Genomic DNA, 22,826 nt, shown 5'->3' with positions numbered 1-22,826 from the left:
GGCGCCACCCGGGCCGGTCGCGACCACCGGTACCGGAGCCGGGGGGTCAGACCCTGCGGCCGCGGGCGGAGGACGACGCCCCGCCGAAGAGCCGGGCCAGCGCCCGGAAGGGAAGCGTCACGACGGTGGCGACGGCGCCACCGATCTGGCGCAGTACGTCTGCGATCGCACGGAACACGAAAAGCCCCTTTCCTCTCCCGGCCCCTCCGGCCGGGGGAGATACGGGTACCTCCGGATCGGCCGGACATGCCCGCCGGCGGGCCGGAACCCGCTCAGCGCTTGCCGAGCAGGTCCGCCGGGAAGGCCCCCGCACCGAGCGCCGTACGCGCGAAGGCCGTTCCGAGTTCCGTCAGCCGGGCCACCCCGTCCGCCCCCAGGTGCGCGTAGGGGGCCGCGTCCAGCCGGTCCGTCTCCCGTTCGATCCCGTCGCGCAGCGCCACGCCCCGCTCGGTCAGTTCCCCGGCGTCGTCGATCAGCCCACGGTCCCGGAGCCGGTCCGTCGCCCCGTCCCACTCCTCCCGGCTCCAGCCACGGGTGGTGAGGACCCACTTCGGGGCCATGCCCTTGCCGGTCGCGGTGTGCGTCACCAGCGCCTCCAGACCGTCGAGGCCCGCGGCCGCGAGGGCGGCGACGTGGCCGTCACCCCGGTGCTCGCGCAGCAGGGTCGCCGCGTGCCAGAGCGCCAGGTGCGGCTCGTCGGGCACGGGCAGGTCCGCGTGGGCCGAGTACAGCGGGCGGGCGCCGCGGGAGCAGCCCTCGGCGGCGCGCAGCGCCAGCCCGGCCGCCTCCGACAGCTCCGCCGACGTCAGGACCTCCTCGCCGAGCAGGCGGCGCAGCGTCGCGTCGACGGCACGCGCGCGTGCCGCCAGGGCCTGTTCCGGAGTGACGGTCTCCCACACCGCGGGCACGTGCCGGGCGACCAGGTCGTGCTTGTAGTTGTAGAACGTCGCCGTGACGGCGCCGGCGCCGACCGGCCCCAGCGCGGCGGCGCGCACGGCGAAGTTGACGGCCCGGGGGTCGGTGACCCCGAGGGCGCCCAGTTCCCGGCCCAGGTCGGGCGAGAAGTAGTGCGTCGAGTGCAGCGAGTTGAGCGCGTTGTGGCAGCGGCGGCCGGCGCGGGCGTCGATGGCGGCAGTGGTCATGCCCCGCACGTTACCAACCGCTCAGTACGTCCTCCAGGGGCCTCCGGACCCTTTCCAGGCGGCCGCCGGGCGCGCACGGCACATGGCGGAAAAGGTGGGGAACGTGTCATTGCGGCCATCGGTGGAGGGGCGAAGAATCGGGGGCATGGCGCAGCGAACCGTCCTCGTCGTCCTCTTCGACGACGCCCAGAGCCTCGATGTCACCGGCCCCGTGGAGGTCTTCGCCGGCGCCGAGAAGCACACGCCGGGGACGTACCGCATCCGTACCGCCTCGCTGGACGGGGCCCCCGTGCGTACGTCCAGCGGTCTGACCGTCGTACCGGACCAGGCCCTCGCCGACGCGTCCGGCCCGGACACCCTGCTCGTCCCCGGTGGCCAGGGCACCCGGCATCCCGACCCGCGCCTGATCGAGTGGCTGCGGGGGCACGGGCCGCGCGCCCGGCGCCTGGTCTCCGTCTGCACGGGGGCGGTCCTGCTCGCCAGGGCGGGTCTGCTGGACGGCCGCCGCGCCACCACCCACTGGGCCTACTGCGACCGGCTCGCCCGCGACCACCCGGCCGTCGACGTCGATCCCGACCCGATCTACATCCGCGACGGCCACGTGGCCACGTCCGCCGGTGTCACCTCCGGCATCGATCTCGCCCTCGCCCTGGTGGAGGAGGACCTGGACCGGGACGCCGCCCTGACCGTCGCCCGCCACCTGGTGGTGTTCCTGCGCCGGCCCGGGAACCAGGCCCAGTTCAGCGTCCAGCTCGCCGCCCAGACGGCACGGCGCGAGCCCCTGCGTGAGCTCCAGCAGTGGGTCACCGAGCACCCGGGCGCCGATCTGAGCGTCGAGTCCCTCGCCGCCCGCGCCGGCTTCTCGCCGCGCCACTTCGCCCGGGCCTTCCACGCGGAGACCGGCACGACACCGGGCCGGTACGTCGACGGGGTGCGTCTGGAACACGCCCGCCGGCTGCTGGAGGACACCGGCGACGGTGTCGAGGAGGTCTCCCGCGCCAGCGGCTACGGCACGCCGGAGGCCATGCGCCGCGCTTTCGTCAAGGCCCTCGGAACCCCGCCGGCCGAGTACCGCCGCAGGTTCCGTCCCGCGCCCGCCCACTGAGGGCGCGTCCCCGCTCGCCGAGCGACCCCGAGAGGAAACACGTGCAGATCGCCATCGTTCTCTTCGACCGCTTCACCGCCCTGGACGCCGTGGGCCCGTACGAGACCCTCGGCCGCCTCCCGGACGCGGAGACCGTCTTCGTCGCCGAGCGGACGGGGCCGGTGCGCACCGACACCGGGAACCTCGCGCTCACCGCCGACCGGGCCCTGGCGGACGTCCCGGCCCCGGACATCGTCGTCGTCCCGGGCGGCCCCGGCCAGACCCCGCAGATGGAGAACGCGACGCTGCTGGACTGGCTGCGCGCCGCCGACGCCGCCAGCACCTGGACCACCTCGGTCTGCACCGGCTCCCTGCTGCTCGCCGCCGCCGGGCTGCTGGAGGGCCGCCGCGCCACCTCGCACTGGCTGGCCCTGGACTTCCTCGAGCGGTTCGGCGTCGAACCGACCGGGGAGCGGGTGGTCACCGACGGCAAGTACGTCACCGCCGCCGGCGTCTCCTCGGGCATCGACATGGGCCTCACCCTGCTCGGCCGGATCGCCGGCGACGACCACGCCCGCGCGGTCCAGCTGCTGACCGAGTACGACCCGCAGCCGCCCTACGACGCGGGATCCCCGGCCAAGGCGCCCGCCCACCTCGTCGAGGAGTTCCGCGGCAAGAGCCGGTTCAGCCTGACGTAGGCGCGCTCCCCGGCACACTCCAGCCGAAACGGGGCTGCCTGCGCTCCAGGAAGGCGGCGACCCCCTCCGCGGTGTCGCCGCTGCCGCGCGCCTGCGCGGTCCAGTACGCGTCCCGGTCCGTGCGCCCGTTCGCGAACTCCTTCGCCGCGGCCTGCGTCAGCTGCGAGCGGGACGCCAGCACCCGGGTGAACTCCTCGACCCGCTTGGCGAGTCCGCCCTCCGGCAGCACCTCGTCGACCAGGCCGGCGCGTAGTGCCCGCTCGGCGTCGATCAACTCCCCGGAGAACAGCAGGTACTTCGCGGTGGCCGGCCCCGTCAGCGTCACCAGCCGCCGGGTCGAGGACGCCGGATACACGATCCCCAGCTTGGCCGGGGTCACCCCGAACAGCGCCGACTCCTCGGCGAACCGCAGGTCGCAGGCGGCCGCCAACTGGGCCCCGCCGCCCACGCAGTGACCGCGGATCGCCGCCAGCGTCGGCTTGGGGAAGGCCGCGAGCGCCTCCTCCGCGCGGACGGCGAGTCCCTGCGCGGCCTCCGCCGACCCCCGCAGGGTGGAGATGTCGGCGCCGGCGCAGAACGTGGCTCCCTCACCGGTGAGCACCAGCGCGCGTACCGCGGGATCCGCCGCCAGGGTGTCGAGCAGCTCGGGCAGCGCCCGCCACATCGCGGCCGTCATGGCGTTGCGCTTGGCCGGGTGGTGGACGACGACGGTGGCGACCGAGTCGGCGACCCGGTACAGCAGCTGCGGCTCCATGCGCCGGATGCTATCCGTCGCCCCGTTGGGCTCGCGCGCACGGTGCGAGAGACAGGAACGGTCCAACAACTGACGGTGTCATACGCCAACGGTCAGAACCGTTCGATACCTGCTGACTTGTGTTCAGTTTCCCGGAGCGGAGTGACGCGTTACCAACACTCAGGGGTGTGGTGACAATCGAGCCCGAGGGTGGCGACCGGACGATGGACGAGACCGGGCCCGCGCAGCCGCTTCCGTACGAAGGCGTCTGGCGGTTCACCGCCCCCGCCGAGGACGCGTCGGTCCCGCAGGCGCGGCACGCCGTGCGGGACCTGCTGGCGCGCCAGGGCGTACCGGTCTCCGACGAGGTGGCCGAGGGCCTGCTCCTGATCGTCTCGGAGCTGGTCACGAACGCCGTCCGGCACGCGGCGGTGCTGTCGCCGGTGCTCGCCGTGGAGGTCGCCGTCGGTCCCGAGTGGGTGCGGGTCTCCGTGGAGGACAGCCACCCCTACCGCCCGACCGCCCTGGAGACGGACCACGGCCGGACGGGCGGACGCGGGCTGCTCCTGGTCCGGGAGATCACCCGGGAGGCGGGCGGGTCCTGTGACGTGGCCCACACGGCGAGCGGCGGCAAGGTGATCTGGGTCGCCCTGCCGCTCAAGCAGGCCCCGCGCCAGGTCTACTGACCCGCGAGGTCGGGGACGGCTCGACCGCGCCCGGCGGCAGAGCCGCTCACCAGCCGGCGGACGGGCCCGTCAGCTCGCGGACGGCGGGCCGGGCCGCGTCCAGCACCGTCATGAACCAGGCGGAGAACGTGTCCTTGCCATGCCGCTCGGTCAGCTCGGCCGGGGTCACGAAGGCCGTCTCGGCCACTTCCTCCGGGTCGGGCCGCGGCGCCGCCTGCACCAGGCCGACGAACAGGTGGTTGTACTCCTGTTCGACCAGCCCGGAGGCCGGGTCCGGGTGGTTGTAGCGCACCGTGCCCGCCTCGGCGAGCAGGGACGGGGAGACACCCAGCTCCTCGTACGTCCGCCGGGCCGCCGCCGCGAAGGGGGCCTCGCCCGGGTAGGGGTGACCGCAGCAGGTGTTGGACCACACGCCGGGGGAGTGGTACTTGCCCAGCGCCCGCTGCTGGAGCAGCAGCCGGCCCCGCTCGTCGAAGAGGAACACGGAGAAGGCGCGGTGCAGCTGCCCCGGAGGCTGGTGCGCGGAGAGCTTCTCCGCGGTGCCGAGCGTCACGCCGTTCTCGTCGACCAGTTCCAGCAAAATCGCGTCTGCGGTGCCGTTCGACGAACTGTGCGTCGCGGTGGCAGGAGTGATCGGCATACCCATCCTTCACATCGGTCCTCGCGCCCCAAGTGTGCCGTACGAATCCGGCGCTCTCGGCACTTCCCGACACTCCCGCATGTCCCACGCGAGGGCGCGGGCGGCGGTCGTCACCGGTCGGACGCCGAGGAGGGGCCCAAGTGATCATCGTGCCCGGCGCGGAGGACCGGGAACCGTCCGCGGCGTGGCCGGGGGAGTTCCGTGGGGAGACGGACGTGGACGAGCGGCGGGGACGGCTCGCGATCCGCGGGGCGCCCCGTGCACCCGTGCACCCGTGCACCCGGACGTACGTGCCCTTGGACATACGTGCCCTACCGCGGTTCTCCGGCGACACCGTGCCTCAGTGGCACAACCGCGCCTCGTGCTCCGCGTGGCCGCCGGGCTCCAGCTGGAAGGTGCAGTGCTCCACGTCGAAGTGGTCGCCGAGGCAGCCCTGCAGCTCGTGGAGCATCTTCTCGTGGCCGATCGCGCTCAGCACCTCGCCGCTCACCACCACGTGCGCCGACAGCACGGGCATACCCGAGGTGATCGTCCAGGCGTGCAGGTCGTGGACGTCCTCGACCCCGTCCAGCGCCAGTATGTGGGCGCGCACCTCGGCGATGTCCACGCCCTTGGGCGCGGCCTCCAGCAGGACGTCCAGGGTCTCGCGCAGCAGCCGCCAGGTGCGCGGCACGATCATCAGGCCGATGACCAGTGAGGCGAGGGGGTCGGCCGGCTGCCAGCCGGTGGCCAGGATCACCAGCGCGGAGACGATCACCGCCAGGGAGCCCAGGGCGTCCGCCGCCACCTCCAGGAAGGCGCCCCGCACGTTCAGGCTCTCCTTCTGGCCCCTCATCAACAGCGTCAGCGACACCATGTTCGCCACCAGGCCGATCGCGCCGAAGACGACGGTCAGCCCGCCCGCGGTGCCCGCGGGTGTGACGAACCGCTCGATCGCCTCGTACAGGACGTAACCGCCGACCCCGAGCAGCAGCAGGCAGTTGGCCAGGGCGGCGAGGATCTCGGCGCGGGCGAAGCCGAAGGTGCGCCGGTCGCTCGGCGGCCGGTTCGCGAAGTGAATGGCGAGCAGTGCCATGCCGAGCCCCAGCGCGTCCGTCGCCATGTGCGCGGCGTCGGCGATCAGCGCCAGCGAGTCGGCGAGCACACCGCCGACGATCTCGACGACCATGACGGTGAGCGTGATCCCCAGCGCGACCCGCAGCCTGCCCCGGTACGCGGCCGTCGCCGTGGTGCCGGCGTGCGCTCCGTGCGCATGCCCGTGATCGTGCCCAGCCCCCATGGGAAGCAGCCTCTCTGTGCGTCGGCGTCCGCGTTCGGACCACAGTGAACTACGGGTAGGGGGTATCCGGCAACGCGGCACTGAACACCGTTGTCATGTGCCCTGACCTGCGCAAACGTTGTGCAGGTCAGAGCGCCGCGCGGGTGCGGGCACGCGGCCCCGCAATGGCGGGGAGAACGGCCGGGAACGGACGGCCCTGACCGTCCGCGAGCGCCCGCCGACACTGTGCGATGTCCGCGATGCCCGGTCTGGGAGCGCGGTTTGTGGGCCGGGCCCCGGATCCACGATGATGATCGCGGCAAAGACGGGTGCACGCGCCGCCGACCGACCGTGAAACGGGCGGTGAACACGGCGTTCCGGGCATCCGATAGCCTCTGCCGACATGCCGCCCGGGTGCCGCAGGCACGGGCGCCCCACCATGCACAGGCCCGGCGTCCAGGCGTCGGCACCCAGGGAGTGAGTTCGGTTGTCGACCGCCATCCTCACCGGTCAGCCGGTCCCCGGTTCGTCGATCGAGAGCGAACTGCGGTCCCTCGGCTTCGACGTGCGTCTCGCCTCCGGAGCCGACGACACCGAGACGCTGCTGGCCCGGGTCCCGGGCGGTGAGCGGGTCGCCGTGGTCGACGCCCGCTTCGTCGGCCACCTGCACGCCCTGCGCCTCGGCCTCACCGACCCCCGCTTCCCGCTCGCCGCGATCCCGGGCGCCGTGACCGCCCGGCCGGACGCCCGCCAGGCCCTGGCCCGCGCGATGGCTCACGAGAACTCCTTGGTCGGCGGCACGGCGGACGGGGGCGCCGCGGCACGAGCGACACCGGCCGTGGCGGACGCCGACAGCCTCGCCGACCGGATCACCACCGTCCTCGACGCCGACGGCGTGAGCGTCCACCGCCCCGAGCTCGGCAGCCTCGTCGCCACCGTGCCCGCCGACCCGCAGGCCCGCAACGAGGCGCGGCAGGCCGTCGCCGCCGTCGACGACGAGGCGGTACGCCTGAAGTCGGCGGTCAAGGCCCGCGACGGCTTCGTCACCACCTTCTTCATCAGCCCCTACTCCCGCTACATCGCCCGCTGGTGCGCGCGGCGCGGGCTGACCCCGAACCAGGTCACCACCGCCTCGCTGATCACCGCGCTCATAGCGGCGGGCTGCGCGGCCACCGGCACCCGCGGCGGCTTCGTCGCCGCCGGCGTCCTGCTCATCGCCTCCTTCGTCCTCGACTGCACCGACGGACAGCTCGCCCGCTACTCCCTGCAGTACTCCACGCTCGGCGCCTGGCTGGACGCCACCTTCGACCGCGCCAAGGAGTACGCCTACTACGCGGGCCTCGCCCTCGGAGCCGCCCGCGGCGGCGACGACGTATGGGCCCTGGCCCTCGGCGCGATGGTCCTGCAGACCTGCCGGCACGTCGTCGACTTCTCCTTCAACGAGGCGAACGTCGACAGCACGGCCGCCGCCACCAACACCAGTCCCACCGCCGCCCTCTCCGACAGGCTCGACAGCGTCGGCTGGACGGTCTGGGCCCGCCGCATGATCGTCCTGCCCATCGGCGAACGCTGGGCCATGATCGCCGTCCTGACCGCCGTCACCACACCCCGGATCACCTTCTACGCGCTGCTGATCGGCTGCGCGTTCTCCGCGACCTACACCACCGCGGGCCGGGTCCTGCGCTCGCTGACCCGCAAGGCCACGCGGACCGACCGGGCCGCCGGGGCGCTGGCCGACCTGGCGGACTCCGGCCCGCTCGCCGAGGCCGTCGCCAGGGGTCTCGCGAAGCCCGCCCGCCGGCTGCCCGGCTTCACCGCCCCCGCCGTCGCCCTCCTCGGCGGCCTCGCCGTCGCCCTGACGGCCGCGCTCACCGACTTCGGCGGCCCCGGGCCGGCCGTCGCCGCGATCGTCTACGCGCTGACGTCCGCCCTAGCCGTCGCCCGCCCCCTCAAGGGCGCCCTCGACTGGCTGGTCCCGCCGTTCCTGCGCGCCGCCGAGTACGGCACCGTCCTGGTACTGGCGGCGAAAGCAGACGTGAACGGAGCGCTTCCGGCGGCTTTCGGGCTGGTGGCCGCGGTCGCCTACCATCACTACGACACGGTCTACCGCATCCGCGGCGGCGCTGGCGCGCCGCCGCAGTGGCTGGTGCGGACGATCGGGGGGCACGAGGGCCGCACGCTGGTGATCACCGTGCTGGCCGTGCTGCTCACCGCCACACAGTTCAAGGTCGCGCTCACGGTCCTCGCCGTGGCCGTGGCTCTCGTGGTGCTCGTGGAGAGCATCCGCTTCTGGGTCGCCGCCCACCAGGGCGGCGCACCCGCCGTACACGACGAAGGAGAACCCGCATGATCGGCCTCGTGCTGGCGGCCGGCGCCGGACGCCGTCTGCGCCCCTACACCGACACCCTGCCCAAGGCACTGGTTCCGGTCGGCCCCGAGGGTGCGGAGGACAGCATCACGGTGCTGGACCTGACGCTGGCCAACTTCGCCGAGGTCGGTCTGACCGAGGTCGGGATCATCGTCGGCTACCGCAAGGAAGCCGTGTACGACCGCAAGGAGGAGCTGGAGCGCAAGTACGGCGTCAAGCTCACCCTCATCGACAACGACAAGGCCGAGGAGTGGAACAACGCCTACTCCCTGTGGTGCGGCCGTGACGCCCTCAAGGACGGCGTGATCCTCGCCAACGGCGACACCGTGCACCCGGTCTCCGTCGAGAAGACCCTGCTCGCCGCCCGCGGCGACGGCAAGAAGATCATCCTCGCCCTCGACACGGTGAAGAACCTCGCCGACGAGGAGATGAAGGTCGTCGTCGACCCCGACAAGGGCGTCCAGCGCATCACCAAGCTGATGGACCCGGCCGAGGCGACCGGCGAGTACATCGGCGTCACCCTCATCGAGGGCGAGGCCGCCGTCGAGCTGGCCGACGCCCTGAAGACCACCTTCGAGCGCGACCCGCAGCTGTACTACGAGGACGGCTACCAGGAGCTGGTCGACCGCGGCTTCAAGATCGACACGGCGCCGATCGGCGACGTCAGGTGGGTCGAGATCGACAACCACGACGACCTCGCCAAGGGCAGGGAGATCGCGTGCCAGTACTGACGAGGCTCATCCCGTCGCCGGTCGTCGTGGACATCCGCGCGGGCGCCCTCGACGACCTGGGATGTGTGCTCGCCGACGAGCGCATCTCCCACTCGGGCAAGCTCGCCGTCGCCGTCAGCGGCGGTTCCGGCGCCCGGCTGCGCGAGCGCGTCGCCCCGTCACTGCCGGGCGCCGACTGGTACGAGGTCGGCGGCGGCACCCTGGACGACGCGATCAAGCTGGCCGGTGCCATGAAGGGCGGCCACTACGACGCGGTCGTCGGCCTCGGCGGCGGCAAGATCATCGATTGTGCCAAGTTCGCCGCGGCGCGCGTCGGCCTGCCGCTGGTCGCCGTGCCGACGAACCTCGCGCACGACGGTCTGTGCTCGCCGGTCGCCACCCTCGACAACGACGCGGGCCGCGGCTCCTACGGCGTCCCGAACCCGATCGCGGTCGTCATCGACCTGGACGTCATCCGCGAGGCACCGGTGCGTTTCGTGCGCGCCGGCATCGGCGACGCCGTCTCCAACGTCTCCGCCATCGCGGACTGGGAGCTCGCCAACCGGGTCAAGGGCGAGCGGATCGACGGCCTGGCCGCGGCGATGGCCCGTCAGGCGGGCGAGGCCGTGCTCCGGCACCCGGGCGGTGTCGGCGACAACGACTTCCTCCAGGTGCTCGCCGAGGGACTGGTCCTGACCGGCATCGCCATGTCGGTCTCCGGCGACTCCCGGCCCGCCTCCGGCGCCTGCCACGAGATCAACCACGCCCTCGACCTGCTCTTCCCCGCCCGCGCGGCCGCCCACGGCGAGCAGTGCGGTCTGGGCGCGGCCTTCGCGATGCACCTGCGCGGGGCCCACGAGGAATCCGCCCACATGGCCGAGGTACTGCGCCGGCACGGGCTGCCCGTCCTGCCGGAGGAGATCGGCTTCACCCCGGACGAGTTCGTCCGGGCCGTGGAGTTCGCGCCGCAGACCCGGCCCGGCCGCTACACGATCCTCGAACACCTCGACCTCGAAACCGACCAGATCAAGGACATGTACGCCGACTATGTCAAGGCCATCGGTAGCTGAACTACGTCCGGTCGTCCATCCCGCGGGGGTCAAGGACCGGCGCAGCGGTGAGCACTGGGCGGGACGCCTCTACATGCGCGAGGTCTCGCTGCGGATCGACCGCTACCTGGTGAACACCAGGATCACGCCCAACCAGCTCACGTACCTGATGACCGTCTGCGGCGTGCTCGCCGCCCCGGCCCTGCTGGTGCCGGGGATCACGGGCGCCGTGCTCGGCGTGGTGGCGGTCCAGCTGTACCTGCTGCTGGACTGCGTAGACGGCGAGGTCGCCCGCTGGAAGAAGCAGTACTCGCTCGGCGGCGTCTACCTGGACCGGGTCGGCGCCTACCTGACCGACGCGGCGGTCCTGGTCGGCCTCGGCCTCCGCGCGGCCGACGTGTTCGGTACCGGGCGGATCGACTGGCTGTGGGCCTTCCTCGGCACCCTGGCCGCCCTCGGCGCGATCCTGATCAAGGCCGAGACCGACCTGGTGGGCGTGGCCCGGCACCAGGCCGGGATGGCGCCGGTCAAGGAGTCCGCGTCCGAGATCCGCTCCTCCGGCATGGCGCTGGCCCGCCGGGCCGCCGGGGCGCTCAAGTTCCACCGGCTGATCCTCGGCATCGAGGCGTCCCTGCTGATCCTCGTCCTCGCGATCGTCGACGCGAGCCGGGGCGACCTGTTCTTCACCCGGCTCGGCACCGCCGTACTCGCCGGCATCGCGCTGCTGCAGACCCTGCTGCACCTGGTGTCCGTCCTCGCCTCCAGCAGGCTCAAGTGAGCGGGGCCATGAAGGTCGGCGCCGTCGTCATCACGATGGGCAACCGGCCCGAGGAACTGCGCGCGCTGCTCGACTCGGTCGCCAAGCAGGACGGCGACCCGGTCGAGGTGGTCGTGGTCGGCAACGGCTCGCCCGTCCCGGAGGTGCCGGCCGGCGTCCGCACCGTCGAGCTGCCCGAGAACCTGGGCATCCCCGGCGGCCGCAACGTCGGCATCGAGGCCTTCGGTCCCGGCGGCCAGGACGTCGACATCCTGCTCTTCCTCGACGACGACGGCCTCCTCGCCCGCACCGACACCGCCGAGCTCTGCCGGCAGGCGTTCGAGGCCGACGACGAGCTGGGCATCATCAGCTTCCGCATCGCCGACCCGGACACCGGCGAGACCCAGCGCCGGCACGTCCCGCGCCTGCGCGCCTCCGACCCGATGCGCTCCTCGCGGGTCACCACCTTCCTCGGCGGCGCCAACGCCGTCCGCACCCGCGTCCTCACCCAGGTCGGCGGCCTGCCGGACGCGTTCTTCTACGCCCACGAGGAGACCGACCTGGCCTGGCGGGCCCTGGACGCGGGCTGGATGATCGACTACCGGTCCGACATGGTGCTGAACCACCCCACGACCGCGCCCTCGCGGCACGCGGTCTACCACCGCATGGTCGCGCGCAACCGGGTCTGGCTGGCCCGCCGCAACCTCCCCGCGCTCCTCGTCCCGGTCTATCTCGGGGTGTGGATGCTGCTCACGCTGCTGCGCCGCCCCTCGCGTCCGGCCCTGAAGGCCTGGTTCGGCGGCTTCCGCGAGGGCTGGGCCACCCCCTGTGGTCCTCGCCGCCCGATGAGGTGGCGTACGGTATGGCGGCTGACCCGGCTGGGCCGGCCTCCCGTGATCTGACAAGCTCGTGTCCGAGAGCGTCCCGGACCGTCCCGTTCCGGGTCAACAGGTCCATGCCAGGCCAGCGCGGCCGAGCATTCCGAAGACGAAAGTTTCCACCAGTGAGTGAGACAACGCACGACGGCACGGTCGCCATGACCAAGCCCGTGTCGCCCGACGAGGGCCTCACACCGGCCCGGCTCGCCGCCAAGTACGGGCTGTCCGTGAGCGGTGCCCGGCCTTCCCTCATGGAGTACGTCCGTCAGCTCTGGGGGCGGCGGCACTTCATCCTCGCCTTCTCCCAGGCCAAGCTGACCGCCCAGTACAGCCAGGCCAAGCTGGGGCAGCTGTGGCAGGTGGCGACACCGCTGCTGAACGCGCTCGTCTACTTCCTGATCTTCGGCCTGATCCTCAACGCGGGCCGCGGCATGCCGAAGGACGTCTACATCCCGTTCCTGGTGACGGGCGTGTTCGTCTTCACGTTCACCCAGTCCTCGGCGATGGCGGGTGTGCGGGCCATCGCCGGCAACCTCGGTCTGGTGCGGGCGCTGCACTTCCCGCGCGCCTCGCTGCCGATCTCGTTCGCGCTGCAGCAGCTCCAGCAGCTGCTGGCCTCGATGATCGTCCTGTTCGCGGTGGTCGTGGGCTTCGGAAGCTACCCCTCCCTGTCCTGGCTGCTGGTCGTCCCGGCGCTGGCCCTGCAGTTCCTCTTCAACATGGGACTGGCGCTGATCGTGGCCCGGATGGGGGCGAAGACACCGGACCTGGCCCAGCTGATGCCGTTCATCATGCGGACCTGGATGTACGCGTCGGGCGTGATGTTCTCCATCCCGATCATGCTGGAGGACAAGCCGGCCTGGCTCGCCGACGTGCTCCAGTGGAACCCGGCCGCCGTCTACATGGACCTGATCCGCTTCGCGCTGATCGACGGCTACGGCTCCGAGAACCTGCCGCCGCACGTGTGGGCGGTCGCGCTCGGCTGGTCCGTCCTCCTCGCCGTGGGCGGATTCGTGTACTTCTGGAAGGCGGAGGAGAGGTACGGCCGTGGCTGAGCAGCAGCAGGGCGAGCGGGTTCCGACGGTCATCGCGGACGAACTGCACATCGTCTACCGCGTCAACGGCGCCAAGACCGGCAAGGGCAGCGCCACCGCCGCCCTGAGCCGGATCCTCAGGAGGGGCGAGGAGCGGGGCGTGCGCAAGGTGCACGCCGTGCGCGGCGTCTCCTTCACCGCCTACCGGGGCGAGGCCATCGGCCTGATCGGCTCCAACGGGTCCGGCAAGTCGACCCTGCTGCGGGCCATCGCCGGCCTGCTGCCCGCCGAGCGGGGCAAGGTCTACACCGACGGCCAGCCCTCGCTGCTCGGCGTGAACGCCGCCCTGATGAACGACCTGACCGGCGAGCGGAACGTCATCCTCGGCGGACTGGCCATGGGCATGTCCCGCGAACAGATCAAGGAGCGGTACCAGGACATCGTCGACTTCTCCGGGATCAACGAGAAGGGCGACTTCATCACCCTGCCGATGCGCACCTACTCCTCCGGCATGGCCGCCCGCCTGCGGTTCTCCATCGCCGCCGCCAAGGACCACGACGTCCTGATGATCGACGAGGCGCTGGCCACCGGTGACCGCAAGTTCCAGACGCGCTCCGAGCAGCGCATCCGGGAGCTGCGCAAGGAAGCCGGCACCGTCTTCCTGGTCAGCCACAACAACAAGTCCATCCGCGACACCTGCAACCGCGTGCTGTGGCTGGAACGCGGCGAGCTGCGGATGGACGGCCCGACCGACGAGGTGCTCAAGGAGTACGAGAAGTTCACGGGCAAGTAGCCCGACACGCCGGGGCCGCCGGAACCGTTCCCAGCGGCCCCGGCGTCCGCGAAGGAAGTGTCAACTCCGGGGACTCCCAGGAATCTTGTGGCCGATCGGTGTGTTGTTGTGATGCGCGGAGGACCCCGGCGAACCCCCCTGAGCTGTACAACGTAAGCTGGACCGGTCCCGAAACGCGGCACATGGGGCGATAATGCCCGACACCCTCAGGCGGGCCCGCCGCGAGGGCGGTCGGGCGGCGTGTCCGAAATAGTGCGTATTGGGTCAGCAGTGTAGAACGGGAGATGTGACGGCAATGGCTAGGGAAACTCCCCACCTCCGCGAAGCGTGCGCCGTCCCCGCCCAGGGCGGCCCGCGATGACGGCGACCGACACGGCGCACGCCGCCGACCCTGAGCGCGGCACCCTCGCCAAGGCCGCGGACGAGAACTTCCCCGTGGCGCCCTTCTTCCTGCCCCGCGACTGGCGCGCCGACCTGATGGCCGTGTACGGCTTCGCCCGCCTCGTCGACGACATCGGCGACGGCGATCTGGCCCCCGACGGCGCCGACGCCCGCCTCCTCGGCGTACCCGACGACCGGGCCGACGACCGGCTGCTGATGCTGGACGCCTTCGAGGAGGACCTGCGCAGGGTCTTCGACGGCACTCCCCGCCACCCGCTGCTGCGCCGTCTCCAGCCGACCGTGCGCCGCCGCTCGCTGACCCCCGGGCCGTTCCTGGGGCTGATCGCCGCCAACCGCCAGGACCAGCTGGTCGCGCGGTATGAGACCTACGAAGACCTCCTCGCCTACTGCGAACTGTCCGCCAACCCGGTCGGTCACCTCGTCCTCGCCGTCACCGGCACCTCGACGCCCGAGCGGATCCGCCGCTCCGACGCGATCTGCACCGCCCTGCAGATCGTCGAGCACCTCCAGGACGTCGCCGAGGACCTGAGCCGGGACCGTATCTACCTGCCCGCCGAGGACATGAAACGTTTCCACGTCCAGGAGTCGGACCTCGCCGCGCCCACCGGGAGCGCGTCGGTGCGCGCCCTGGTGGCCTTCGAAGCCCAGCGCGCCCGCGACCTGCTGAATGAGGGCGCCCCCTTGGTGGGTAGCGTCCAAGGCAGGCTGCGTCTGCTGCTCGCGGGCTTCGTGGCGGGCGGAAGGGCGGCCGTCCGGGCGATCGCCGCCGCCGGTCACGACGTACTTCCCGGCCCGCCCAAGCCCGGCAAGGTGCAGTTGCTGCGCGAGGTGGGCGTGACCCTGCGAGGAGAGGGGTGATCGGGACCGTGGAGCCGTCAGGGCACGCGTCGGCGCCGGTACTCGCCGCGTACAGCTACTGCGAGGCCGTCACCGGACAGCAGGCCCGCAACTTCGCCTACGGCATCCGGCTCCTGCCGGCGCCCAAGCGCCGGGCGATGTCGGCGCTGTACGCGTTCTCGCGCCGCGTCGACGACATCGGCGACGGGGCGCTGGCGGCCGACGTCAAGGTCGCCCGTCTGGAGGAGACCCGGGCCGTGCTCGCCCGGATCCACGACGGCGCGGTCGACGAGGACGACACCGACCCGGTCGCCGTCGCCCTCGCCCACGCCGCCCGGCAGTTCCCGATCCCGCTCGGCGGCCTCGACGAACTGATCGACGGCGTCCAGATGGACCTGCGCGGCGAGACCTACGAGACCTGGGACGACCTGAAGGTCTACTGCCGCTGCGTGGCAGGCGCCATCGGACGCCTCTCGCTCGGCGTGTTCGGTACGGAACCGAGGGCGCGCGGCGCCGAGCGCGCGCCCGAGTACGCCGACACGCTCGGGCTCGCGCTCCAGCTCACCAACATCCTGCGGGACGTCCGTGAGGACGCCGAGGACGGCCGGACCTACCTGCCCGCCGACGACCTCGCCAAGTTCGGCTGCTCGGCCGGGTTCAGCGGGCCGAGGCCGCCCGAGGGCTCCGACTTCGCGGGCCTCGTGCACTTCGAGGTGCGACGGGCCCGCGCCCTTTTCGCCGAGGGCTACCGGTTGCTGCCCATGCTCGACCGGCGCAGCGGCGCCTGCGTGGCCGCCATGGCCGGCATCTACCGCCGCCTGCTGGACCGCATCGAGCGCGACCCCCAGGCCGTGCTGCGCGGCCGGGTCTCGCTCCCCGGACGCGAGAAGGCGTACGTCGCCGTGCGCGGCCTGTCCGGGCTGGACGCCCGGCACGTCACCCGGCGGGCCGTCAGGAGGCGCGCCTGATGGACACATCCGGCACACTCGACACGCCGGGCCGGAGCGATGCCTGCGGAGAAGCACGGCGGGCAACCCTCCGGTGGCGTCCGGCGTCCCTGACTGAGACGGTCGTCCGTACGCCGTTCAAGCACCGCGGCGACCGGACACGGAAGGGCGCACCATGACCCACGGCAACGGCACGCGCGACGGCGGGCAGCTCGCGGACGTCTCCGCCCTCCGCCCCGGCGGACACGCCGTCGTGGTCGGCGGCGGACTCGCCGGTGTCACCGCCGCCCTCGCGCTCGCCGACGCCGGGGTGCGCGTCACCCTGCTCGAAGGACGGCCGCGCCTGGGCGGACTCGCCTTCTCCTTCCAGCGCGGCGACCTCACCGTCGACAACGGCCAGCACGTGTACCTGCGCTGCTGCACCGCCTACCGCTGGTTCCTCGACCGCGTCGGGGGGAGCGCGCTCGCTCCGGTGCAGGACCGCCTCGACGTGCCCGTGCTCGACCTCGCCCGGCCCGAGGGCCGAAGGCTCGGCAGACTGCGGCGCGACGCGCTGCCCGTCCCCCTGCACCTGGGGCGCAGCCTGGCGGCGTACCCGCATCTCTCGCTCGCCGAGCGTGCCCGGGTCGGGCGTGCCGCGCTCGCGCTCAAGGGGCTCGACCTCGCCGATCCGGCCCTGGACACCCAGGACTTCGGCAGCTGGCTGGCCGCGCACGGCCAGTCGGCGCGCGCCGTCGAGGCCCTGTGGGACCTGGTCGGGGTCGCCACCCTCAACGCGGTCGCCGGCGACGCCTCCCTGGGGCTCGCCGCGATGGTGTTCAAGACCGGGCTGCTGTCCGACCCGGGCGCGGCCGACATCGGATGGGCCCGCGTCCCGCTGGGCGAACTGCACGACCGGCTGGCCCGCAAGGCACTCGACTCCGCGGGCGTCCGTACCGAGGTCCGTACCCGCGTCACCTCCGTCCGTGCGAACGACAACGGCGGCTGGAGCGTCCAGGTTCCCGGCGAGACGCTGGAGGCGGACGCGGTCGTCCTCGCCGTACCGCAGCGCGAGGCGCACGGCCTGCTGCCCGCGGACGCCCTCGACACCCCCGGAAACCTCCTGGAGATCGGCACCGCGCCGATCCTCAACGTGCACGTGATCTACGACCGCAAGGTGCTCGCCACACCGTTCCTGACGGCTCTCGGCACCCCGGTGCAGTGGGTGTTCGACCGTACCGAGGCCTCCGGACTGGAGGAGGGCCAGTACCTGGCGCTGTCGCAGTCGACCGCGCAGAACGAGATCGACGAGCCCGTGGCCGTGTTGCGCGAGCGGTACCTGCCCGAACTGGAGCGGCTGCTGCCCCGCACCCGGGGTGCCCAGGTGAAGGACTTCTTCGTGACCAGGGAGCGCACCGCGACGTTCGCTCCCGCCCCCGGCGTCGGACGGCTCCGGCCCGGCGCCCGCACCAAGGCACCCGGCCTCTATCTGGCCGGAGCGTGGACCGCCACCGGGTGGCCCGCGACCATGGAGAGTGCGGTTCGCAGCGGTGTCTCGGCGGCGGGCGCCGCCCTCGGCACCCTGGGCCGGTCCCGCGGCCTCCTCCCGGATTTCCTGGAGGAGGCGGCATGAAGGCCGATCCGCGCGGGACCGACGCCCGCACTCCCGGCACCGCAACTGGAGGAATGACTGTGCCCACTGTGCCCCCGGCCCCGAAGGCCGCTCCGAGGACCACGGTGGACGTGACCGCGCTTCTGGAGCGCGGCCGGACCCTGGCCACGCCGGTCCTGCGGGCGGCCGTGGACCGCCTGGCACCTCCCATGGACACCGTCGCCGCCTACCACTTCGGCTGGATCGACGTCCGGGGCAACCCCGCGGACGGCGACGGTGGCAAGGCCGTCCGTCCCGCGCTCGCGGTACTCTCCGCCGAGGTCACCGGTGCCGCTCCGGAGGTCGGCGTGCCCGGCGCGGTGGCCGTGGAACTGGTGCACAACTTCTCCCTCCTGCACGACGACCTGATGGACGGCGACGAGCAGCGCCGCCACCGGGACACCGTCTGGAAGGTGCACGGCCCCGCCCAGGCCATCCTGGTCGGCGACGCCCTGTTCGCCCTGGCCAACGAGGTGCTGCTGGAACTCGGCACGGTCGAGGCCGGCCGCGCCACCCGCCGGCTGACCCGCGCCAGCCGCGCCCTGATCGACGGTCAGGCCCAGGACATCTCCTACGAGCACCGCGACCGGGTCAGCGTCGAGGAGTGCCTGGAGATGGAGGGCAACAAGACCGGCGCCCTGCTCGCCTCCGCCAGCTCCATCGGCGCGGTGCTCGGCGGCGCCGACGAGCACACCGCCGACACCCTGGAGAAGTACGGCTACCACCTCGGCCTGGCCTTCCAGGCCGTCGACGACCTCCTCGGCATCTGGGGCGACCCGGACTCCACCGGCAAGCAGACCTGGAGCGACCTGCGCCAGCGCAAGAAGTCCCTGCCGGTGGTGGCCGCCCTCGCGGCGGGCGGCGACGCCTCCGAGCGGCTCGGCGAGATCCTCGCCGCCGACGCCAAGGCCAGCGACTTCGCGAACTTCTCCGAGGAGGAGTTCGCGGCCCGCGCCGCGCTCATCGAGGAGGCGGGCGGCCGGGAATGGACCGCCGACGAGGCGCGCCGTCAGCACACCATCGCCATCGAAGCCCTCGACGCCGTCGACATGCCCGACCGGGTGCGGGACCGTTTCACGGCGCTCGCGGACTTCGTCGTCGTACGAAAGAGATGATCACTATCGGTCGAATAGCCCTCGCGTAGTCGCCGGCCGGTGTCGCGGGAAGACGAGCACCGGCCGACGGCGGACCCACAGCAGAAGCACCACTTGCACACTGCACGAAGGGGAAGCCATGACAGCGACGACCGACGGAAGCACCGGGGCCACCCTGAAGCCCCTCGCAGCCGCGGCCAGCGAAACCGACATCACGATCCCCGCCGAGGCGGCCGGGGTACCGGAAGCCGCCGCACGCGCCACCCGGCGCGCCACGGACTTCCTGCTCTCCCGGCAGGACGCCGAGGGCTGGTGGAAGGGCGATCTCGAGACGAACGTCACGATGGACGCCGAGGACCTGCTCCTCCGCCAGTTCCTGGGCATCGGCGACGACGAGACCACGCGGGCGGCCGCCCTGTTCATCCGCGGCGAGCAGCGCGAGGACGGCACCTGGGCCACCTTCTACGGCGGCCCCGGCGACCTCTCCGCCACCATCGAGGCCTACGTCGCCCTGCGTCTGGCCGGCGACGCGCCCGACGCCCCGCACATGGCCAGGGCGTCGGAATGGATCCGGGGCCGGGGCGGCATCGCCGCCGCCCGCGTCTTCACCCGGATCTGGCTCGCCCTGTTCGGCTGGTGGAAGTGGGACGACCTGCCCGAACTCCCGCCGGAGCTCATCTACTTCCCCACCTGGGTACCGCTCAACATCTACGACTTCGGCTGCTGGGCCCGGCAGACCATCGTGCCGCTGACCATCGTCTCGGCGAAGCGGCCGGTGCGTCCCGCGCCCTTCCCGCTCGACGAACTGCACACCGACCCGGCCCTCCCCAATCCGCCGAGGCCTCTGGCACCGGCGGCCAGCTGGGACGGCGTCTTCCAGCGCCTCGACAAGGCGCTGCACGCCTACCGCAAGGTCGCCCCGCGCCGGCTGCGCCGGGCCGCGATGAACACCGCCGCCCGCTGGATCATCGAGCGGCAGGAGAACGACGGCTGCTGGGGCGGTATCCAGCCGCCCGCCGTGTACTCGGTCATCGCGCTGTACCTGCTCGGCTACGACCTCGAACACCCCGTGATGCGCGCGGGACTGGAGTCGCTGGACCGGTTCGCCGTGTGGCGGGAGGACGGCGCCCGGATGATCGAGGCCTGCCAGTCCCCGGTGTGGGACACCTGCCTGGCCACCATCGCGCTGGCCGACGCCGGGGTGCCCGCCGACCATCCGCAACTGGTGAAGGCCGCGGACTGGATGCTCGGCGAGCAGATCGTCCGCCCCGGCGACTGGTCGGTGAAGCGGCCCGGACTCCCGCCCGGCGGATGGGCGTTCGAGTTCCACAACGACAACTACCCCGACATCGACGACACCGCCGAGGTCGTCCTCGCCCTGCGCCGGGTCAGCCACCACGACCCGGAACGGGTCGAGAAGGCGATCGGCCGCGGCGTGCGCTGGAACCTCGGCATGCAGTCCAGGAACGGAGCCTGGGGCGCGTTCGACGTCGACAACACCAGCGCCTTCCCCAACCGGTTGCCGTTCTGCGACTTCGGCGAGGTCATCGATCCGCCGTCGGCGGACGTCACCGCGCACGTCGTCGAGATGCTCGCCGTCGAGGGCCTCACCCACGACCCGCGCACCCGGCGCGGCATCCAGTGGCTGCTCGCCGAACAGGAGGCGGACGGCTCGTGGTTCGGCCGCTGGGGCGTCAACTACGTCTACGGCACCGGTTCCGTGGTCCCCGCCCTGACCGCGGCCGGAATCCCCGCCTCGCACCCCGCGATCCGCCGCGCGGTGGCCTGGCTGGAGTCCGTCCAGAACGACGACGGCGGCTGGGGCGAGGACCTGCGCTCCTACCGCCACGTCCGGGAGTGGAGCGGCCGGGGCGCCTCGACCGCCTCACAGACGGCCTGGGCCCTGATGGCCCTGCTGGCGGCGGGGGAACGGGAGTCCAAGGCCGTCGAACGCGGCATCGCGTGGCTCGCCGCCACCCAGCGGGAGGACGGCTCCTGGGACGAGCCGTACTTCACCGGCACCGGCTTCCCCTGGGACTTCTCCATCAACTACCACCTCTACCGGCAGGTCTTCCCGCTCACCGCCCTCGGCCGGTACGTCCACGGGGAGCCCTTCGCCGAGAAGCCCCGCGCGGCACTGGTCGCCGCTCCCGCCGAACAGCCCGTCACCGAGACGATCGCCGCCGAGGTGAGGGGCAGCTGATGAACCGACCGCCCGGCCCGTCCCCGCTGCTGATCGCCTGCGCGCTCGGCATCGAACACCTTGCCCTGCGCACCGGGGAACGCGGCGGCGCGGGCGGGCCGGTCACCGTCCTGCGCACCGGCATGGGCCCCAAGGCGGCCGAGCGCTCGGTCGCCCGGGTCCTGGCCGGTCCCGGGCTCGGCGGCGCCGCCGTGCTGGCCACGGGCTTCTGCGCCGGACTCGCCCCCGGCATGCACCCCGGCGACCTGGTCGTCGCCGAGGAGACCCGGGATCCGCGCGGCACCGTCGCCGGCGTCGGAACGGACCGGCTCGTCAAGGAACTGGCGCGTGCCGTGCCCGGGCGCACCGTCCACACCGGGCCGCTGACCGGCTCGGACCACGTCGTCCGCGGTCCCGAACGGGCCGAACTGCTCGCGACCGGCGCGATCGCCGCAGACATGGAGTCCGCGGCCACGCTCCTGAGCGCCGTCCGGACGGGCGCGCGCCCGGTTGCGGCCGTCCGGGTGGTCGTGGACGCTCCAGAGCACGAACTCGTCCGGATCGGAACGGTGCGCGGTGGAATATCGGCTTTCCGTGTTCTTCGCTCCGTTCTTCCCGCATTCTTCGAATGGCACCGTTCTTTGCCGCTCCCTCGGAGGTGAGCCCAGATGGCCATGCCGCTACGCCAGTCCGTCAAGGTCGCTACGTACCTGGCCGAACAGAAGATCCGCCGACGGGACAAGTTTCCGCTGATCGTGGAGCTGGAGCCGCTCTTCGCCTGCAACCTGAAGTGCGAGGGGTGCGGCAAGATCCAGCACCCGGCCGGGGTGCTCAAGCAGCGCATGCCGGTCGCGCAGGCGGTGGGGGCGGTGCTCGAATCGGGTGCGCCGATGGTCTCCATCGCCGGCGGCGAGCCGCTGATGCACCCTCAGATCGACGAGATCGTGCGCCAGTTGGTGGCCAAGCGGAAGTACGTCTTCCTTTGCACCAACGCCCTGCTCATGCGCAAGAAGATGGACAAGTTCAAGCCCTCGCCCTACTTCGCCTTCGCGGTGCACATCGACGGGCTGCGTGAGCGGCACGACGAGTCCGTGGCCAAGGAAGGCGTGTTCGACGAGGCCGTGGAGGCCATCAAGGAGGCCAAGCGGCGCGGCTTCCGGGTGACCACCAACTCGACCTTCTTCAACACCGACACCCCGCAGACCATCGTCGAGGTCCTCAACTTCCTCAACGACGACCTGAAGGTCGACGAGATGATGATCTCGCCGGCCTACGCCTACGAGAAGGCGCCCGACCAGGAGCACTTCCTGGGCGTGGAGCAGACCCGCGAGCTGTTCAGGAAGGCCTTCGCGGGCGGCAACCGGGCCCGCTGGCGGCTCAACCACTCCCCGCTGTTCCTCGACTTCCTCGAGGGCAAGGTCGACTTCCCGTGCACCGCGTGGGCGATCCCGAACTACTCCCTCTTCGGCTGGCAGCGCCCCTGCTACCTGATGAGCGACGGCTACGTCCCGACGTACCGGGAGCTGATCGAGGACACCGACTGGGACAAGTACGGCCGCGGCAAGGACCCGCGTTGCGCCAACTGCATGGCGCACTGCGGCTACGAGCCCACCGCCGTCCTGGCCACCATGGGCTCGCTCAAGGAGTCCCTGCGTGCCATGCGGGAGACGGTCTCGGGGAACCGGGACTGACGGCATGACCGCCATCTCCCTGGGCGTCCCCGAGGTGCCGGTCCGGCCGATCGCCGAGCGGCGCGTGTCGCGGCGGATCCAGGTCGGGCCGGTCGCGGTCGGGGGCGGGGCCCCGGTGTCGGTGCAGTCGATGACGACGACCCGTACGTCGGACATCGGTGCGACGCTCCAGCAGATCGCCGAGCTGACGGCTTCGGGCTGCCAGATCGTGCG

Annotated in this window: 24 protein-coding genes; 19 read left to right on the top strand and 5 right to left on the bottom strand. The window is 72.3% G+C overall.

Going from position 1 to position 22,826, the window contains the following annotated elements; genetic code table 11:
- Window positions 1-46: 46 nt before the first annotated feature.
- Complete coding sequence (locus ACP4J0_RS36325) at window positions 47-178, bottom strand: LPFR motif small protein (protein ID WP_426517310.1); 132 nt, start codon at window positions 176-178, stop codon at window positions 47-49.
- A 94-nt stretch (window positions 179-272) separates the two neighbouring features.
- Complete coding sequence (locus tag ACP4J0_RS36320) at window positions 273-1,142, bottom strand: SCO6745 family protein (RefSeq protein ID WP_426603391.1); 870 nt, start codon at window positions 1,140-1,142, stop codon at window positions 273-275.
- A 145-nt stretch (window positions 1,143-1,287) separates the two neighbouring features.
- Here ACP4J0_RS36320 and ACP4J0_RS36315 point away from each other — a divergent pair, with 145 nt between their 5' ends.
- Window positions 1,288-2,247 (top strand): GlxA family transcriptional regulator, encoded by a 960-nt coding sequence (locus ACP4J0_RS36315; RefSeq protein ID WP_426603389.1) that lies wholly within the window; start codon window positions 1,288-1,290, stop codon window positions 2,245-2,247.
- Window positions 2,248-2,288: 41 nt separating this feature from the next.
- Complete coding sequence (locus ACP4J0_RS36310; RefSeq protein WP_426603387.1) at window positions 2,289-2,924, top strand: DJ-1/PfpI family protein; 636 nt, start codon at window positions 2,289-2,291, stop codon at window positions 2,922-2,924.
- Here ACP4J0_RS36310 and ACP4J0_RS36305 read toward each other — a convergent pair.
- Window positions 2,911-3,678 carry an enoyl-CoA hydratase/isomerase family protein gene (locus ACP4J0_RS36305; RefSeq protein ID WP_426603385.1) on the bottom strand — a complete coding sequence of 256 codons (768 nt, stop codon included), beginning with the start codon at window positions 3,676-3,678 and terminating at the stop codon, window positions 2,911-2,913. The genes ACP4J0_RS36310 and ACP4J0_RS36305 overlap by 14 nt on opposite strands.
- Before the next feature lie 203 nt (window positions 3,679-3,881).
- On the opposite strand from ACP4J0_RS36305, the gene ACP4J0_RS36300 reads away from it, so the two are divergent.
- Entirely contained in the window at window positions 3,882-4,343 is a 462-nt protein-coding gene (locus ACP4J0_RS36300; RefSeq protein ID WP_426603400.1) for an ATP-binding protein, read from the top strand.
- Between the two features lie 46 nt (window positions 4,344-4,389).
- Here ACP4J0_RS36300 and idi read toward each other — a convergent pair whose 3' ends face one another.
- A complete protein-coding gene (gene idi, locus ACP4J0_RS36295) occupies window positions 4,390-4,983 on the bottom strand; it encodes an isopentenyl-diphosphate Delta-isomerase (RefSeq protein WP_426603383.1) in 594 nt (197 codons plus the stop codon).
- A gap of 340 nt (window positions 4,984-5,323) precedes the next feature.
- Window positions 5,324-6,262, bottom strand: a complete 939-nt coding sequence (locus tag ACP4J0_RS36290) for a cation diffusion facilitator family transporter (RefSeq protein WP_426517304.1) — start codon at window positions 6,260-6,262, stop codon at window positions 5,324-5,326.
- A gap of 466 nt (window positions 6,263-6,728) precedes the next feature.
- On the opposite strand from ACP4J0_RS36290, the gene ACP4J0_RS36285 reads away from it, so the two are divergent.
- The 16 genes from ACP4J0_RS36285 to ACP4J0_RS36210 all read left to right on the top strand — a co-directional run.
- Window positions 6,729-8,591 carry a DUF5941 domain-containing protein gene (locus tag ACP4J0_RS36285; RefSeq protein ID WP_426603381.1) on the top strand — a complete coding sequence of 621 codons (1,863 nt, stop codon included), beginning with the start codon at window positions 6,729-6,731 and terminating at the stop codon, window positions 8,589-8,591.
- The gene (locus ACP4J0_RS36280) at window positions 8,588-9,340 is read left to right on the top strand and encodes a sugar phosphate nucleotidyltransferase (protein ID WP_426603379.1); all 753 of its coding nucleotides are present in this window, start codon (window positions 8,588-8,590) and stop codon (window positions 9,338-9,340) included. Before ACP4J0_RS36285 ends, ACP4J0_RS36280 begins: the two co-directional genes overlap by 4 nt.
- Window positions 9,328-10,389 (top strand): iron-containing alcohol dehydrogenase family protein, encoded by a 1,062-nt coding sequence (locus ACP4J0_RS36275; protein WP_426603377.1) that lies wholly within the window; start codon window positions 9,328-9,330, stop codon window positions 10,387-10,389. Before ACP4J0_RS36280 ends, ACP4J0_RS36275 begins: the two co-directional genes overlap by 13 nt.
- A complete protein-coding gene (locus ACP4J0_RS36270; RefSeq protein ID WP_426603375.1) occupies window positions 10,367-11,146 on the top strand; it encodes a CDP-alcohol phosphatidyltransferase family protein in 780 nt (259 codons plus the stop codon). The genes ACP4J0_RS36275 and ACP4J0_RS36270 overlap by 23 nt, the downstream gene beginning before the upstream one ends.
- 8 nt (window positions 11,147-11,154) lie before the next feature.
- On the top strand, window positions 11,155-12,027 hold the full coding sequence (locus ACP4J0_RS36265) for a glycosyltransferase family 2 protein (protein WP_426517294.1): 873 nt from the start codon (window positions 11,155-11,157) through the stop codon (window positions 12,025-12,027).
- Window positions 12,028-12,128: 101 nt separating this feature from the next.
- Window positions 12,129-13,058: an ABC transporter permease gene (locus tag ACP4J0_RS36260; RefSeq protein ID WP_426517292.1), complete on the top strand. Its 930-nt coding sequence runs from the start codon at window positions 12,129-12,131 to the stop codon at window positions 13,056-13,058.
- On the top strand, window positions 13,051-13,830 hold the full coding sequence (locus ACP4J0_RS36255) for an ABC transporter ATP-binding protein (protein WP_426603373.1): 780 nt from the start codon (window positions 13,051-13,053) through the stop codon (window positions 13,828-13,830). Before ACP4J0_RS36260 ends, ACP4J0_RS36255 begins: the two co-directional genes overlap by 8 nt.
- Window positions 13,831-14,187: 357 nt before the next feature.
- Window positions 14,188-15,090 (top strand): squalene synthase HpnC, encoded by a 903-nt coding sequence (gene hpnC / locus ACP4J0_RS36250; RefSeq protein WP_426603371.1) that lies wholly within the window; start codon window positions 14,188-14,190, stop codon window positions 15,088-15,090.
- Entirely contained in the window at window positions 15,087-16,037 is a 951-nt protein-coding gene (gene hpnD / locus ACP4J0_RS36245; RefSeq protein WP_426603369.1) for a presqualene diphosphate synthase HpnD, read from the top strand. The genes hpnC and hpnD overlap by 4 nt, the downstream gene beginning before the upstream one ends.
- The gene (locus tag ACP4J0_RS36240) at window positions 16,037-16,195 is read left to right on the top strand and encodes a DUF6380 family protein (protein ID WP_426603367.1); all 159 of its coding nucleotides are present in this window, start codon (window positions 16,037-16,039) and stop codon (window positions 16,193-16,195) included. The genes hpnD and ACP4J0_RS36240 overlap by 1 nt, the downstream gene beginning before the upstream one ends.
- Window positions 16,192-17,628, top strand: a complete 1,437-nt coding sequence (gene hpnE / locus ACP4J0_RS36235; protein WP_426603365.1) for a hydroxysqualene dehydroxylase HpnE — start codon at window positions 16,192-16,194, stop codon at window positions 17,626-17,628. Before ACP4J0_RS36240 ends, hpnE begins: the two co-directional genes overlap by 4 nt.
- A gap of 68 nt (window positions 17,629-17,696) precedes the next feature.
- On the top strand, window positions 17,697-18,761 hold the full coding sequence (locus ACP4J0_RS36230) for a polyprenyl synthetase family protein (RefSeq protein ID WP_426603399.1): 1,065 nt from the start codon (window positions 17,697-17,699) through the stop codon (window positions 18,759-18,761).
- A 118-nt stretch (window positions 18,762-18,879) separates the two neighbouring features.
- Window positions 18,880-20,943 carry a squalene--hopene cyclase gene (gene shc, locus ACP4J0_RS36225; protein WP_426603363.1) on the top strand — a complete coding sequence of 688 codons (2,064 nt, stop codon included), beginning with the start codon at window positions 18,880-18,882 and terminating at the stop codon, window positions 20,941-20,943.
- Entirely contained in the window at window positions 20,943-21,584 is a 642-nt protein-coding gene (locus tag ACP4J0_RS36220) for a 1-hydroxy-2-methyl-2-butenyl 4-diphosphate reductase (RefSeq protein ID WP_426603361.1), read from the top strand. The genes shc and ACP4J0_RS36220 overlap by 1 nt, the downstream gene beginning before the upstream one ends.
- Window positions 21,585-21,590: 6 nt before the next feature.
- A complete protein-coding gene (gene hpnH / locus ACP4J0_RS36215; RefSeq protein ID WP_426603359.1) occupies window positions 21,591-22,613 on the top strand; it encodes an adenosyl-hopene transferase HpnH in 1,023 nt (340 codons plus the stop codon).
- Between the two features lie 4 nt (window positions 22,614-22,617).
- Window positions 22,618-22,826, top strand: a 209-nt coding sequence (locus ACP4J0_RS36210) for a flavodoxin-dependent (E)-4-hydroxy-3-methylbut-2-enyl-diphosphate synthase (RefSeq protein ID WP_426603357.1), incomplete at its 3' end; no start/stop codon positions are given.

Source organism: Streptomyces sp. WG7, from assembly GCF_049975785.1.
Taxonomy (GTDB): Bacteria; Actinomycetota; Actinomycetes; order Streptomycetales; family Streptomycetaceae; genus Streptomyces.
Note: the sequence above shows the minus strand (reverse complement) of the source record. Positions and strands in the feature narration are given on the sequence as shown.